General features: G+C 48.3%; 15 protein-coding genes. 14 read left to right on the top strand and 1 reads right to left on the bottom strand.

What is annotated here, in order from left to right:
• Nucleotides 1-44: 44 nt before the first annotated feature.
• The gene (locus SHEWPOL2_RS19295; protein ID WP_023268299.1) at nt 45-545 is read right to left on the bottom strand and encodes a zinc ribbon-containing protein; all 501 of its coding nucleotides are present in this window, start codon (nt 543-545) and stop codon (nt 45-47) included.
• Between the two features lie 121 nt (nt 546-666).
• On the opposite strand from SHEWPOL2_RS19295, the gene leuS reads away from it, so the two are divergent.
• From leuS to lipA, 14 genes are all read left to right on the top strand, one after another.
• A complete protein-coding gene (gene leuS / locus SHEWPOL2_RS19290) occupies nt 667-3,246 on the top strand; it encodes a leucine--tRNA ligase (protein WP_037430800.1) in 2,580 nt (859 codons plus the stop codon).
• Nucleotides 3,247-3,305: 59 nt separating this feature from the next.
• Nucleotides 3,306-3,800: an LPS assembly lipoprotein LptE gene (gene lptE / locus SHEWPOL2_RS19285; RefSeq protein WP_011621788.1), complete on the top strand. Its 495-nt coding sequence runs from the start codon at nt 3,306-3,308 to the stop codon at nt 3,798-3,800.
• Nucleotides 3,801-3,852: 52 nt separating this feature from the next.
• Nucleotides 3,853-4,884, top strand: coding sequence for a DNA polymerase III subunit delta (gene holA, locus SHEWPOL2_RS19280; protein ID WP_037430797.1), 1,032 nt, complete (start codon nt 3,853-3,855; stop codon nt 4,882-4,884).
• Between the two features lie 12 nt (nt 4,885-4,896).
• The gene (nadD, locus tag SHEWPOL2_RS19275) at nt 4,897-5,535 is read left to right on the top strand and encodes a nicotinate-nucleotide adenylyltransferase (protein WP_037430794.1); all 639 of its coding nucleotides are present in this window, start codon (nt 4,897-4,899) and stop codon (nt 5,533-5,535) included.
• Between the two features lie 117 nt (nt 5,536-5,652).
• Nucleotides 5,653-5,982, top strand: coding sequence for a ribosome silencing factor (gene rsfS / locus SHEWPOL2_RS19270; RefSeq protein WP_037430791.1), 330 nt, complete (start codon nt 5,653-5,655; stop codon nt 5,980-5,982).
• Nucleotides 5,982-6,452 (top strand): 23S rRNA (pseudouridine(1915)-N(3))-methyltransferase RlmH, encoded by a 471-nt coding sequence (rlmH, locus tag SHEWPOL2_RS19265; protein ID WP_011621784.1) that lies wholly within the window; start codon nt 5,982-5,984, stop codon nt 6,450-6,452. Before rsfS ends, rlmH begins: the two co-directional genes overlap by 1 nt.
• 60 nt (nt 6,453-6,512) lie before the next feature.
• Nucleotides 6,513-8,369 carry a penicillin-binding protein 2 gene (gene mrdA / locus SHEWPOL2_RS19260; protein WP_037430788.1) on the top strand — a complete coding sequence of 619 codons (1,857 nt, stop codon included), beginning with the start codon at nt 6,513-6,515 and terminating at the stop codon, nt 8,367-8,369.
• On the top strand, nt 8,366-9,469 hold the full coding sequence (rodA, locus tag SHEWPOL2_RS19255) for a rod shape-determining protein RodA (protein ID WP_037415160.1): 1,104 nt from the start codon (nt 8,366-8,368) through the stop codon (nt 9,467-9,469). Before mrdA ends, rodA begins: the two co-directional genes overlap by 4 nt.
• A 17-nt stretch (nt 9,470-9,486) precedes the next feature.
• Entirely contained in the window at nt 9,487-10,563 is a 1,077-nt protein-coding gene (mltB, locus tag SHEWPOL2_RS19250) for a lytic murein transglycosylase B (protein WP_037430786.1), read from the top strand.
• Nucleotides 10,547-11,389, top strand: coding sequence for a septal ring lytic transglycosylase RlpA family protein (locus SHEWPOL2_RS19245; protein WP_037415153.1), 843 nt, complete (start codon nt 10,547-10,549; stop codon nt 11,387-11,389). The genes mltB and SHEWPOL2_RS19245 overlap by 17 nt, the downstream gene beginning before the upstream one ends.
• Before the next feature lie 144 nt (nt 11,390-11,533).
• A complete protein-coding gene (locus SHEWPOL2_RS19240; RefSeq protein ID WP_037430803.1) occupies nt 11,534-12,709 on the top strand; it encodes a serine hydrolase in 1,176 nt (391 codons plus the stop codon).
• Between the two features lie 120 nt (nt 12,710-12,829).
• On the top strand, nt 12,830-13,096 hold the full coding sequence (gene ybeD, locus SHEWPOL2_RS19235; RefSeq protein WP_037415150.1) for a DUF493 family protein YbeD: 267 nt from the start codon (nt 12,830-12,832) through the stop codon (nt 13,094-13,096).
• A gap of 92 nt (nt 13,097-13,188) precedes the next feature.
• Nucleotides 13,189-13,842 carry a lipoyl(octanoyl) transferase LipB gene (gene lipB / locus SHEWPOL2_RS19230; protein WP_037430802.1) on the top strand — a complete coding sequence of 218 codons (654 nt, stop codon included), beginning with the start codon at nt 13,189-13,191 and terminating at the stop codon, nt 13,840-13,842.
• On the top strand, nt 13,839-14,804 hold the full coding sequence (gene lipA, locus SHEWPOL2_RS19225) for a lipoyl synthase (protein ID WP_023268311.1): 966 nt from the start codon (nt 13,839-13,841) through the stop codon (nt 14,802-14,804). The genes lipB and lipA overlap by 4 nt, the downstream gene beginning before the upstream one ends.
• Nucleotides 14,805-14,832 lie beyond the last annotated feature (28 nt).

The raw sequence follows: 14,832 nt of genomic DNA, 5'->3' as shown, positions 1-14,832 counted from the left end.
AACGACGCTAAGCGTCGTTTTTTATTTCTGGCGCATCCACAAGGCTAAGGCGTTAACGCCTCACGAGTAAACTCTTCATGGTCACACTCTGGGCAATCGGGGATCACGCCCGGAAACTCAATACTCATTTCATGGCCGCAGTTAGTGCACACCATCACCCCTTGGCTAACAATATCGCCACTCTGGTAATAGCCGTGGTGTTTAAAGTCTTGAGCCAGTTCATGCCATTCCACTTGGCTGCGGTCGGTGATTTCACTTAACCAATGCCAAAGGGTGTTTTCTAGGGTGATCACCGTTGGGCTGTGGCTTAAGCTGTCGGCATTTTGCTCACGCAAAAAGCTGGCGATATCACGCTTTAAGAATTGCTCAACTAACGCGAGCTCATCTTCCCCCGCTTGTTCTTTGAGGCGTAAGAACTCCTTCCCTTGAGTGACAGACTTAAATAAATTCTTTGCAGTCAGCGAGTTATCTTCCGCAAATTGCGCTTTCACTTCGTTAATTAAGGCTTGATACAGTCCTAGTAGCGCACTACTTCTATCATTCATAACCAATACTCCTTCATAGAACCTTTTTAATGCATCGCTTCTAGTTTATTCTATGCAGATCTTATTCGCGTCGATATGGCGTTAGATCAAATAAATAGGCGGCACTGCCGGAAATAGCGTGATGCAAGAGCAATATAATCCCTCAGAAATTGAAGCCTTAGTGCAAAAGCACTGGCACGACAACAAAACCTTTGAAGTTACTGAAGATGCAAACAAAGAAAAGTTTTATTGCCTTTCGATGTTTCCGTACCCTTCAGGTCGACTCCACATGGGACACGTTCGCAACTATACCATAGGCGATGTGGTTGCCCGCTTCCAGCGTCTTCAAGGCAAAAACGTGCTACAACCTATCGGTTGGGACTCTTTCGGTTTGCCTGCAGAAAACGCCGCAATCAACAACAAAACGGCACCAGCACCATGGACTTATCAAAATATTGAGTACATGAAAAACCAGCTAAAATTGCTGGGTTTTGGCTATGACTGGAGCCGTGAAATCGCCACTTGTACCCCAGAATATTACCGTTGGGAACAATGGTTCTTCACTAAACTGTACGAAAAAGGCTTAGTTTACAAGAAGACAGCTTCTGTAAACTGGTGCCCTAACGATGAAACCGTACTAGCAAACGAGCAGGTGCAAGACGGTTGCTGCTGGCGCTGTGATACCCCTGTAGAACAAAAAGAAATTCCACAGTGGTTCATTAAGATCACCGCCTACGCCGAAGAACTGTTAAACGATATCGACACCTTAGACGGTTGGCCTGAGCAAGTTAAGACCATGCAGCGCAACTGGATTGGTCGCAGCGAAGGCGTGGAAATGACCTTTGGTGTAGCGGGTAGTGACAAGTCATTCGACATCTACACAACCCGCCCCGATACCCTGATGGGTGTCACCTATGTAGCGATTGCTGCGGGTCACCCATTAGCAGAATTAGCCGCTCAAACTAACCCTGAGCTGGCTGCCTTTATCGATGAGTGCAAAAACAGCACTACGTCAGAAGCCGATTTAGCCACCATGGAAAAACGTGGCGTCGCGACAGGTCTATACGCGATTCACCCCATCACTGGCAAGCAAGTACCCATTTGGGCGGCTAACTTCGTACTAATGAACTATGGCACCGGCGCTGTGATGTCAGTTCCAGGCCACGACCAACGCGATTACGAATTTGCGAAAAAGTACCATCTCCCAATCGAAGCGGTTATCAAACCTGTTGACGGCGAGTTAGACATCAGCGAAGCGGCTTACACCGAAAAAGGCGTACTGTTTAACTCTGGTGAGTTCGACGGTTTAGACTTTGACGGCGCCTTCAATGCCATCGCCGACAAGTTAGTGGCTGAAGGTAAAGGTAAACGCCAAGTGAACTACCGTCTGCGTGACTGGGGTGTATCACGCCAGCGTTACTGGGGCGCACCTATTCCTATGGTGACCTTAGCCGACGGCACTGTTATCCCAACGCCTGAAGATCAACTGCCAGTTATTCTGCCAGAAGATGTGGTGATGGACGGTATTCAAAGCCCAATCAAGGCCGATAAAGAATGGGCGAAAACCCAAGTTAACGGCCAAGATGCGCTGCGCGAAACCGATACCTTCGATACCTTTATGGAATCTTCTTGGTATTACGCCCGTTACTGCAGCCCACAAGCAGACCAAATGTTAGATCCAACCAAGGCTAACTACTGGTTACCAGTGGATCAGTATATTGGTGGTATCGAACACGCTTGTATGCACTTGTTATACTTCCGCTTCTTCCACAAGTTGCTGCGTGATGCGGGTCTGGTTAACTCTAACGAGCCAGCGAAACAATTGCTGACTCAGGGCATGGTTTTAGCCGATGCCTTCTACTACACCAACGACAAAGGTGCCCGTGTATGGGTGTCTCCGCTGGATGTAGTGACCACAGAAAAAGACGATAAAGGCCGAGTCACCAAAGCCATCGATAAAGACGGTAACGAACTGGTTTACACCGGTATGTGTAAGATGTCTAAGTCGAAAAACAACGGTATCGACCCACAGGTGATGGTAGAGAAATACGGTGCCGACACTGTGCGTCTGTTTATGATGTTCGCATCACCACCAGAATTAACGCTGGAATGGCAAGAGTCAGGCGTTGAAGGCGCACACCGCTTTATCAAACGTCTGTGGAAACTGGCCAGCGATTATGTGGCTCAGGACAATAGCGAAGCCTTAGACGTTAGCAAATTAACAAGCGAGCAAAAAGCGCTGCGCCGTGAAGTGCACAAGACCATCGCTAAGGTGACCGATGATATCGGCCGTCGTCAGATGTTCAACACTGCGGTTGCCGCCGTGATGGAACTGATGAACCACCTGCAAAAAGCGCCGCAAACCACAGGTCAAGACAGAGCCATTATCGGCGAAGCCTTAACTGCGGTAGTGCGTTTACTGTACCCAATCATCCCACACGTGAGCTTTACCCTGTGGAACGAACTGGGCAACACCAACAGCATCGAAGACAGCCAATGGCCTGTTGTCGATGAATCAGCTCTGGTAGAAGACAGCAAGCTCATCGTGGTACAAGTGAACGGTAAAGTGCGCGCTAAGATCACTGTCGCTGCCGATGCTGACCAAGCGTCTGTTGAAGCGCTGGGTATGGCCGACGAGCAAGTCATCAAGTACTTAGATGGTGTTACGGTTCGTAAAGTTATCTATGTACCCGGTAAACTGCTCAGCATCGTTGCCAACTAACATCGTTGTTGTGATAAACGGATGCTGTCCACAAGACAAACAGGAAACCGCGAAAACTTATGCTAATTAAACGCTTAGCTTTCGCAATCATGGCGCTGGTCATTATGACCAGCGCAGGTTGCGGTTTTAAGCTTCAACGTAGCTACCAAATCCCCGAGCAGCTCAATCAACTCAGTTTGAGCAGCTCGGACGAATACAGCGAACTCACCCGTTTGGTGCGTGAGCGGTTACGTTTGAACAACGTCAAGATTGTCGATGCTGCCAATGATGTGCCAGTGTTAAGGCTCATCACCGACTCCTTAGAGCGTTCTACCCTGTCACTTTACCCTACGGGCAATGTGGCTGAGTATGAGCTTATCTATTTCGTCGAATTTGCCGTGGCCTTGCCGGGCAAAGAGGCGCAGCCTTTCAAGATTGAAATTCGCCGCGATTACTTAGACGACCCTCGCACCGCACTGGCGAAAAGCCGTGAGATGGAACTGTTAGTCAAAGAAATGCGTATCCAGGCGGCCGACCGGATCCTGCAATCCATGGCCAGCACAGAGGTGAATTAATGCAGGGTCCAAATTAATGTGGAACTGCAATAAAATGTGGAGAGTGATTTAAATGCGTGTTTATCCTGATCAACTCTCCCGCCATCTTAATCCGCTTCACGCTTGCTACCTGATTTTTGGTGATGATCCTTGGTTGCTCGAAACCTCCAAGGATCAGATCCGCCAAGCAGCCAAACGCCAAGGGTTTGAAGAGCGCGTTCAGTTAATTCAAGAAACGGGTTTTAACTGGGGTGACTTGACCCAAGAATGGCAATCCATGAGCCTGTTTTCTAGTCGACGCATCATTGAGCTAACTCTGCCCAACGCAAAACCCGGTGCAGATGGTTCGGCGGCACTACAAGCGTTGCTGCAAACGCCAAATCCTGATGTGCTGCTGATCCTCGAAGGCCCAAAACTCGCCAGCGAGCAAACCAATAGCAAGTGGTTCAAAACCTTGGATAGTTTAGGGATTTATTTGCCCTGCACTACGCCAGAGGGCGACCAATTTAGACGTTGGCTCGACTCACGTATCGCACACTTTAAGCTGAATTTACAGCCCGATGCGCGCGCTATGCTGTACACACTCTACGAAGGGAATTTACTCGCCGCCGATCAGGCCATGCAGTTGCTGCAACTGTTAAGCCCAAGCCAGCCCATCGGCGCCGACGAATTAAGCCATTACTTTGAAGATCAATCCCGCTTTACCGTGTTTCAGCTCACCGATGCACTGCTGAATAATCGCCAAGACAGTGCTCAGCATATGCTGGCCCAGCTCAACGGTGAAGGCACGGCCATGCCGATTTTACTCTGGGCCTTATTTAAAGAGCTGCAGTTACTGCTTAGCCTCAAGAGTGAACAAGCCCAAGGCGCGCCCTTAAATAGCCTGTTTGGCAAACATCGAATTTGGGATAAACGCAAACCCTTGTACCAAACTGCGTTGCAGCGCTTAAGCCTCCTCCAAATCGAACATATGCTTGCCTTCGCGTCTAAGCTGGAGCTGAACCTAAAGCAATTAGGCCATGAAGATTGGACAGGGCTTAGCCACCTGTGCTTATTATTCGATCCCAAGGCCCACAGCCATTTGGCCCATATCAGCTTAGATTAAGGCACTGACTGAATGCGTATCGGTATTTTAGGCGGCACCTTCGACCCCATACATTACGGCCATATTCGCCCCGCGATGGAAGTCAAAGCCAGCCTCAAGCTGGATAACATCCTGCTGATGCCCAACCATATTCCGCCGCATAAAAACACCACCCACTCGAGCACGGCGCAGCGGCTCGAAATGGTCGCGCAGGTATGTGAGGCATTAACAGGTTTCGAGCTTTGTGATATCGAAGCTAAACGTGACAGCCCATCCTATACAGTTGTCACCCTTAAGCAGTTAAGTCGGCTTTATCCCGATGACGAACTGTTTTTTATCATGGGGATGGATTCATTTATTCACCTGCGAAGCTGGCACAAATGGCAGCAACTGTTTGAATTAGCCAATATTGTGGTATGTCAGCGCCCGGGCTGGCATTTAGCCGAAGAGCACCCAATGCAACATGAGCTCATTACACGTCACGCAACGCTTGAAGCCTTAAGTCACTCAAGCGCGCCGCAACATGGGCGCATCTTTACCGTCGATATCAGCCCACAGGATATTTCGTCCACCCAAATTCGCTCACAGCTGGCAATGGGGGAAATTCCACAGGATGCTCTGCTGCCCGTCACTCTAAATTACATTCAAAAACAACGGCTTTATTTTTCTTAGGCCGAAAATCAAGCGCTAAGAGTACAAACTCAGCCGCGAAGATCGCTAAGAGAATGTATTCCCCCGCTTAAGACTGATATACTAGCGCGCTATTTAAAATGAATGAGGTACATCAGCGTGCAGAGCGCCGAATTAAAGCAGTTTGTTGTCGACAAAATCGACGATTTAAAAGCCCGTGACGTCGTGGTTATCGATGTCAGCAACCAATCTAACATCACCGACTATATGGTGATTTGTTCAGGTACATCTAAAACTCACGTGAAAGCGATCGCCGAAAACCTCGTGCTCGAAGCGAAAGCCGCAGGCATTCCACCAATCGGTATCGAAGGCCGCGACAGCAGCGAATGGGTATTGGTGGATATGGGTAACGTGATCCTGCATGTTATGCAAGACCAAACCCGCGATTTCTACCAGCTTGAAAAGCTCTGGTCAGAAAAGCAAGCCTAATGAAGTTGCAACTTATCGCAGTAGGGACACGGATGCCCGATTGGGTCACCCGCGGCTTTGAAGAGTACCAACGCCGCTTCCCCCGAGATATGGCGCTGGAACTTATCGAAATCCCTGCCGGCAAGCGCGGAAAAAACGCTGATATCGTTCGTATCCTGCAAAAGGAAGGCGAGCAAATGTTAGCGGCAATCCCTAAGGGCAATCACATTGTCACCTTAGATCTTCCCGGCAAAAACTGGACTACGCCAGAATTGGCGACCGCCATGAACAAATGGCAACTCGATGGTCGTGATGTGAGCTTACTGGTTGGCGGCCCCGAAGGCTTAGCGCCCGCCTGTAAGGAAGCTGCCCATCAGAGTTGGTGCCTATCGGCATTGACCCTGCCCCATCCTCTGGTGCGGATTGTGGTTGCCGAAAGCTTATACCGCGCGTGGAGCGTGAACACCAATCACCCTTATCACAGAGAATAGCGGGATCTTGATGTTAACGAGTGTCAACCACCCGGATGGGATCAGCTGGAGATAGCCTAAGTGTCGCCAAAAAAGCGGATAACCATGCACGACCACGCCGCCGAGGCGTCACTGTTTAAGCGTCGTGCGCTGTTCACTTTTATTTGTGTTGTCGCCCTCCTTAGTGTGTTGGTGACCAATCTTTATCATCTTCAGGTTGAATCCTATAAAGATTACGAAACGCGCTCTAATGACAACCGCATTCGTGTCGTGCCTATCGCCCCAAGCCGTGGCTTGATTTACGACAGAAACGGCGTGTTACTCGCCGAGAACCAACCCTTTTATTCTCTCGACTTAGTGCCGGAGAAAATTGCCAATATGTCCGAGACCTTGGACGAATTAGGCAAGTTAATCGAAATCACTCCAGATGAGCGTGAAACCTTTACCGAAGCGCTAAAGTTTCACCGCCGCTTTAAGCCCTTAACCCTTAAAAATCAGTTGACCGAAGAACAGGTCGCCATTTTTAGCGTTAACCAACATCGCTTTCCTGGGATCTCCGTTGAGGCGGGTTTAAAACGTAACTACCCCTATGCGAGCCAGCTCACCCATGTGCTGGGCTATGTAGGTAAAATCAACACTCGAGATCGTGCTCAATTGGAGCGTAACGATCAATGGAAGAACTATGCCGCCACCAAGGATATTGGTAAGCAAGGCATTGAAAAGTTTTATGAATCTCTGCTACACGGCACGCCGGGTCACCTCGAAGAAGAAGTGAACAACCGCGGCCGAACTATCCGCACCCTTAAAATCGTGCCGCCGGAGCCGGGGCAAGATATTTACTTGACCCTAGATTTGCAATTACAGCAAAAGGCGGTGGAATTACTCCAAGGTCACCGTGGCTCGATTGTTGCTATCGATCCGAGGGACGGCGGCATCTTAGCCCTAGTCTCAAGCCCTAGTTACGACCCCAACCAGTTCGTTCAAGGGATTAACAGCAAAGATTACAGTGATTTATTAAACGATAAATCTCGCCCACTGATTAACCGCGCGACCCAAGGTCAATATGCGCCGGCTTCGACGGTAAAACCCATTATCGCCCTGCTGGGATTGGATGAAAAAGCCGTCACCGAACACACTCGCATTTGGGATCCTGGCTTTTGGCAAATCCCCGGCGTAGAGCGTAAATACCGCGACTGGAAACGTTGGGGCCATGGCTGGGTGAACGTCTACAGCGCCATCGTCGAATCCTGCGATACCTACTTCTATGAATTGGCTTATAAAATCGGTGTCGATCCTATCGCCCGTTTTATGGAGCAATTCGGCTTTGGACAAAATACCGGTGTCGATATTTTCGAAGAGTCGGCGGGCAATATGCCGTCTAAGGAATGGAAGCGCTTAAAATACAACCAAGCTTGGTACATTGGTGACACGATTTCTGTCGGTATCGGCCAAGGTTACTGGACCGCAACTCCGTTACAACTGGCCAATGCTACCGCTATTCTCGCCAATAAGGGTCGCCGTTTTCCGCCGCACTTATTAAGATCGATTAAAGATAATACGGCCAAAATTGACTCGCCGATTAACGAGTTACCACCGATTGAGCTTAAAAATCCGCGCAACTGGAATATCATTAACGAAGCCATGCGCCAAACCGCCCATAAGTCTCGCTTCACCGACGCAAGCTATACCGCGGCGATGAAAACCGGTACGGCGCAGGTGATTGGCGTGGCCGAAAACACGAAATACGATGCTAATAAGATTGCCGAGCATTTCCGCGATAATGCCCTCGTCGTGGCCTACGCGCCCTTTGAAGATCCGAAGATCGTGCTGGCTGTGGTAATGGAAAACGCCGGCTGGGGTGGCGCAAACGCTGGCCCCGTCGCTCGCGCTATGCTCGATGAATATATGCTCAGAGACACTTGGAAACCAACGCCATGAGTGCCCATCAACGTCAAAATATCTGGCAACGATTACATATCGACCTGCCCCTGTTGCTCGGCCTATTGGCTGTAATGGGCTTTGGCCTATTTGTTATCTATTCCGCCAGTGGTGAAGATCTTGGCATGATGGAACGCCAACTGTTTAGGATGTTTTTATCCCTGGGCATCATGTTTACCATGGCGCAAATTAATCCTGAGGCGCTAAAACGCTGGGCATTACCCATTTACCTTGCAGGCATTGTGTTACTGCTTGGAGTGCATTTTTTTGGGGAGATTAACAAAGGGGCACAACGCTGGTTGAACTTAGGCTTTATGGAGTTTCAACCATCTGAACTGATTAAGCTCGCCTTCCCCATTACTATGGCTTGGTATATCAGTAAATTCCCACTACCGCCCAAAAAACGCTATCTAGCGGGCGCTGGTGTCATTCTGCTGATCCCCACATTATTAATTGCTAAACAACCCGATCTCGGCACTTCTATTTTAGTTGCGGCATCAGGTATTTTCGTACTGTTTTTATCGGGTATGAGCTGGGTGATTGTGGGCGGTTTTATTGCCGCCGTGTTGGCATTTTTGCCTATTCTCTGGTACTTCCTAATGCACGATTACCAAAGAACCCGCGTCTTGACCCTACTCGATCCAGAACAAGATCCCCTCGGTGCGGGTTACCACATTATCCAATCGAAAATTGCTATTGGCTCAGGTGGCCTCTGGGGTAAAGGTTGGCTCGATGGCACTCAATCCCAATTAGAATTTATCCCCGAACGTCACACCGACTTTATCTTTGCGGTGATCGGTGAAGAATTTGGTCTGATAGGTAGCATTATCCTGCTCCTGATGTATCTCTACATCATCGGACGCGGCTTAGTCATTGCCTCTCGGGCGCAAACCAGCTTTGCCAGACTCCTTGCCGGCAGTATCACATTGACTTTCTTCGTTTATGTTTTTGTGAATATTGGTATGGTTTCAGGTATCCTGCCTGTGGTGGGTGTACCTTTACCCCTTGTCAGTTATGGTGGCACATCGATGCTGACATTAATGACAGGGTTTGGCATTCTTATGAGCATTCATACCCATAGACGTTTTGTAGATAGATAATTTTTAGGGACTTCTTAATGCCTATTCTTCGAGCTTGTTTGGCTCCACTGGCAATGCTTTGCCTCAGTTCATACCTTATTGGCTGTTCAACCGCTAACGAGTCCGCGACAACACAGCCAAGTGCCGCCGTGACCACACAGGCTCCCACACCGGTATTAACCGAGGCACCAGTATTACCTGAGGCCTTAAAGGCTGAGTTTATCAAAACCCAAATGGCACAAGGCTTTACCCAAGCCGAAGTCGAAAATTTCTTGGCCAAAGCCAACTACAACCAAGCGGTTATCGATGCGATTTCGCGTCCTTGGGAAGCTAAACCTTGGCATCAGTATTATCCGATTTTCTTAACCGAAAAACGCCTCAACGCGGGTCTGGCCTTCTGGAAAAAACACGAGGCGACGATTGCCAAAGCCGCCACTAAGTACCAAGTCGAACCACAAATTATTGTGGCTATTATTGGTATCGAAACTTTCTATGGCCAGTACACGGGTAATTATCCAGTTATCGACGCACTCTATACCTTAGGATTTTATTACGAGCCAAGAGCCACCTTCTTCCGCAAGGAATTTGGTGAGTTGATGAGGCTGGTAAAAGAAGAACACTTAGATATCAATAGCCTCAAAGGCTCATACGCTGGCGCCATGGGCTTTGGTCAGTTTATTCCTTCAAGTTACCGCCACTATGCTGTGGATTTTGATGGCAGCGGCAACCGTGATATACTCCAGAGCCCAGAGGACGCCATTGGCAGTGTTGCCAATTACTTCCATGAACATGGCTGGCAATTGCATGCCCCCGTTGCTTTACCCTTAGTGAATAGCAGTGCCAATGCACCTAAAGCCAAAGTGTGGGCAGGCGAGAAGTTACAATACAAGGTCTCTGATATTCTCTCCCCGAGCTTATCGCTAGCCAACGCCCGCGATTTAGATGCCTCGCAAAAAGCCATGCTTATCGAGCTAGAACAAGTGGGAAGTAAAGATTACTGGTTAGGGCTCAATAACTTTTATGTAATCACCCGTTATAACCGTAGCCCCTTGTATTCCATGGCTGTTTATCAATTTAGCCAACAACTGAAGCAACAACATGACGCTAAAAAATAATCTTTTATCGCTTTTGATGCTCGGCTGCTGTTTTGCGCTCGCGGCCTGCTCGAGTTCTAACTCTGGCTCAGCCAGCGTGAAGAATAAGAATATGGATCCCAATAAGGGCCGCTACGCGCTTAAAAACGATAAGATGCCCCTTAATCCACCCAATGTAGATCATGTACCGAATGCGACCCCAAAATATGAACCCTATAGCCGCCGCGGTAACAAACCCTATACGGTTTATGGTGAGTCCTATACGGTATTAGACTCGGGGGAAGGCTTTTCCGAAATGGGTCGCGCCTCATGGTACGGCGAAAAATTCCACGGTTATGAGACATCCAATGGTGAACCCTACGATATGTTCGGCATGTCTGGTGCCCATAAGACCCTACCCCTACCAAGCTACGCTCGCGTCACTAACTTAGATAACAATAAGCAGGTGATTATTCGCATTAATGATCGCGGCCCGTTCCACTCTGACCGGATTTTAGACTTATCCTATGCCGCCGCCTATAAGCTTGGTATGCTAGGCACAGGCACGGCACGCATAAAACTGGATGTCATCTATATTGGCAATAAAACCGCAACCCAATCGGCAATAGCCAATATTCAATCCTCAGGAAACCACTATATACAGTTAGTGGCTTCGAAGGATAAACAGCGACTCCATAAAATAGCGAAGGATCTGGAGAAGAAATATCAGGTCAAGACTCGTGTACAACCGGCAAACAATATGTTTAGACTACAGCTCGGTCCGATTGGTCAAACGGAGCTTGCCGACCGATTACTCATTAAAGTGAAACAAGATGGCTATCCCGAAGGCTATATGGTTTTGGAATAGTGAACACTCACATTATGGAGTCAATTTAGCTTAAAAATACCGCAGATGAAGGAACCTTCACTGAAAACCTTTGTCGAAGGGTGGTATACTCGCGAAACTATTTTGCCTTTTCTTTCAATACAACCAAAAAGACGTGCTAAGTTAATGATGAATTTTGTAAAAAGTCCCATTAAGACATTGCTGCTAATTTCGAGTGTTTCTCTTCCTGTTTATGCTGCGCAGCCGATTGTTACCCCTGATGCACCAACCGTGGCCGCCAAGGCTTACATCTTGATGGATTATAATTCAGGCCAAATCATTGCCGAAGAAAATGCATACGAGAGTTTAAACCCCGCCAGCTTAACGAAGATGATGACCAGCTATGTGATTGGTCAGGAAATTAAAGCCGGTAACGTATCTCCCGATGATGATGTCACCATCAGTAAAAATGCTTGGTCGAAGAACTTCTCTGACTCATCGAAAATGTTTATCGAAGTGGGTAAAACCGTAAAAGTTTCTGACTTAAACCGCGGCATCATCATTCAATCCGGTAACGATGCTTGTGTCGCGATGGCCGAACATATTGCGGGTACTGAAGGCGCCTTTGTTGACATGATGAACTCGTGGGCAAAGCAGCTTGGTATGCGTGATAGCTACTTTGAAAACTCCCATGGCCTAGATTCAGAGAACCATAAAACGACGGCCTATGATATGGCACTTTTAGGTGCAGCACTCATTCGTGACGTGCCAGAAGAATACCGTGTCTACAGCGAAAAATACTATACCTTCAACGGTATCAAACAATATAACCGTAATGGTCTGCTGTGGGATAACAGCATGAATGTGGATGGTATCAAAACCGGCCACACTTCTGGAGCGGGTTATAACTTAGTCGCTTCTGCAACTAAGGACGGCATGCGTTTGATTTCAGTGGTATTAGGCACTCAAAGTGAAGCCGCTCGTAAAGCCGAAAGTAAAAAACTACTGACCTATGGTTTCCGCTTCTTCGAAACAGTGACCCCTTACAAGGCCGGCGACAGCTTCGTGACGCAAAAAATTTGGTACGGTGATAAGAGTACCGTCGATTTAGGTGTCGCTACAGATGCACCAGTTACCGTCAGCCGTGGCCGTGCAAAAGACTTAAAAGCCAACTTCGAACTGACTAAGCCACTGGACGCACCACTGAAAAAAGGTGAAACAGTGGGTCGCTTATACTTCCAGTTAGATGGCAAAGATATTGCGCAATTCCCGCTAGTCACCTTACAAGAAGTCAACGAAGGCAGCTGGTTCAGCAAATTAGTTGATTACTTTAAGCAACTGTTTTCTGGTTGGTTTAGCTAATCCGACTCACAAAACTCAGCCACCTTCGGGTGGCTTTGTTGTTTTTGGGGGAGTATCACCCTTGAATCGGGTATAATCGCCACCATATAGTTCCTATTAAAATGGTTATTGAGCACGACTATGTTAAACACAAAATTTGATGAACTCATGGAGTTTCCCTGCGCCTTCCCATTCAAAGTGGTTGGCGATGCCCACGAAACCTTAACGGATAGAGTGGTTGCGGTAGTGCAAAAACACGCTCCAGGTGATTATTCACCAACAGTTAAAGCCTCGAGCAAAGGGAGCTACTATTCAGTCACTATCCGTGTCACTGTGACCAGCAAAGATCATATCGAAATACTGTACACTGAGCTTGCCGGTATCGAAGGCGTTCGCCGCGTACTATAAGTATTCCTCAAGGCTATAAAATGTGATCTATCTTACATTTATGGCCAAGAGGCGTATAATAGCGCCACTCAATTATAGGGGAGAGGTTGCCCTTGCAAGACACCACTTTGCATATTCGGCATCTGGGACAGCAGGATTATGAGTCTGTGTGGCATGCAATGCAGCATTACACCGACACTCGCAACAGCGACAGTCCAGACGAACTGTGGATCGTTGAACATCCACCCGTATTTACCCAAGGCCAAGCCGGTAAAAGCGAACATATTTTGAATCCGGGCGATATTCCCGTGATCCAAGTGGATCGTGGCGGCCAAGTCACTTACCACGGACCAGGGCAATTAGTTGTCTACCCTCTCCTCGATATTAAACGCAGTAAAGTGGGTGTCCGCCAGCTTGTTACCCATATCGAGCAAAGCATTATCGATATGCTTGCAAAGTACGCTATCACTGCCTACGCCAAGGCCGATGCACCGGGGGTGTATGTGGATGAGCGCAAAATTGCCTCTTTAGGTCTAAGGATCCGTAAAGGCTGTTCATTCCATGGCTTAGCACTGAATGTGGATATGGATTTGGCACCATTTCGACGCATTAATCCCTGTGGTTATGCAGGGCTTGAGATGGTGCAATGTAAAGAACTTGGCGGCCCACAAACCGTGATTGAAGCAGGCGAGCAACTCATTATTACCTTTAGCCAACTACTGGGCTACCAACATCTAGTTCATCATCAAGGATTAGCAGCGTCATGAATAGGCCTGAACGTTTACAACCCGGAGTCAAATTAAGAGATGCCGATAAAGTCTCACGTATTCCGGTTAAAATCGTGCCCTCTGAGCGCGAAACCATGTTACGCAAACCCGATTGGTTAAGGGTTAAACTGCCCGCATCTAACCAACGCATTCTCGATATTAAGCAAGCGTTACGCGCTAACGGCCTGCACTCGGTCTGTGAAGAAGCTTCTTGTCCTAACTTGGCAGAATGTTTTAACCACGGCACTGCGACCTTTATGATTTTGGGCGCAATTTGTACTCGCCGCTGCCCATTCTGCGACGTGGCCCATGGTCGTCCACTCAAGCCCGATGCGGAAGAGCCTGTTAAATTGGCGCAAACCATCCGTGATATGAAGCTAAAATACGTGGTAATCACCTCGGTTGACCGCGATGATTTGCGTGATGGCGGTGCCCAGCACTTTGCCGACTGTATCCGTGAGATCCGTAAGCTCAATCCCGAGATTAAGATTGAGATCTTAGTGCCCGATTTCCGTGGCCGTATCGACGCCGCCCTCGACATTCTGTCGACCGAGCCGCCTGATGTGTTCAACCACAACCTCGAAACTGCGCCTATGCATTACCGCAAAGCGCGTCCGGGTGCGAACTATCAATGGTCACTCGACCTACTGAAGCGCTTTAAAGAGCGTCATCCCAATGTGCCGACAAAATCGGGACTGATGATGGGGCTAGGCGAAACCAACGAAGAAATCGCCCAAGTGCTGCGTGATTTACGTGAGCACAAGGTTGAAATGTTAACCTTAGGCCAATATCTGCAACCGTCTAAGTTCCACCTGCCAGTTGAGCGTTACGTCTCACCAGCCGAGTTTGATGAGCTTAAAGCCCTTGCCGATGAGCTAGGCTTTACCCATGCAGCTTGTGGTCCATTAGTGCGTTCAAGCTACCATGCAGACTTGCAAGCTCAAGGTAAAGAAGTGAAGTAACCTTCGCTTTATTAACTCCATAAAAAAA

This window comes from Shewanella sp. POL2 (genome assembly GCF_000282755.1).
Lineage (GTDB): Bacteria > Pseudomonadota > Gammaproteobacteria > Enterobacterales > Shewanellaceae > Shewanella > Shewanella xiamenensis.
This window is presented reverse-complemented; position numbering and strand designations above follow the sequence as displayed.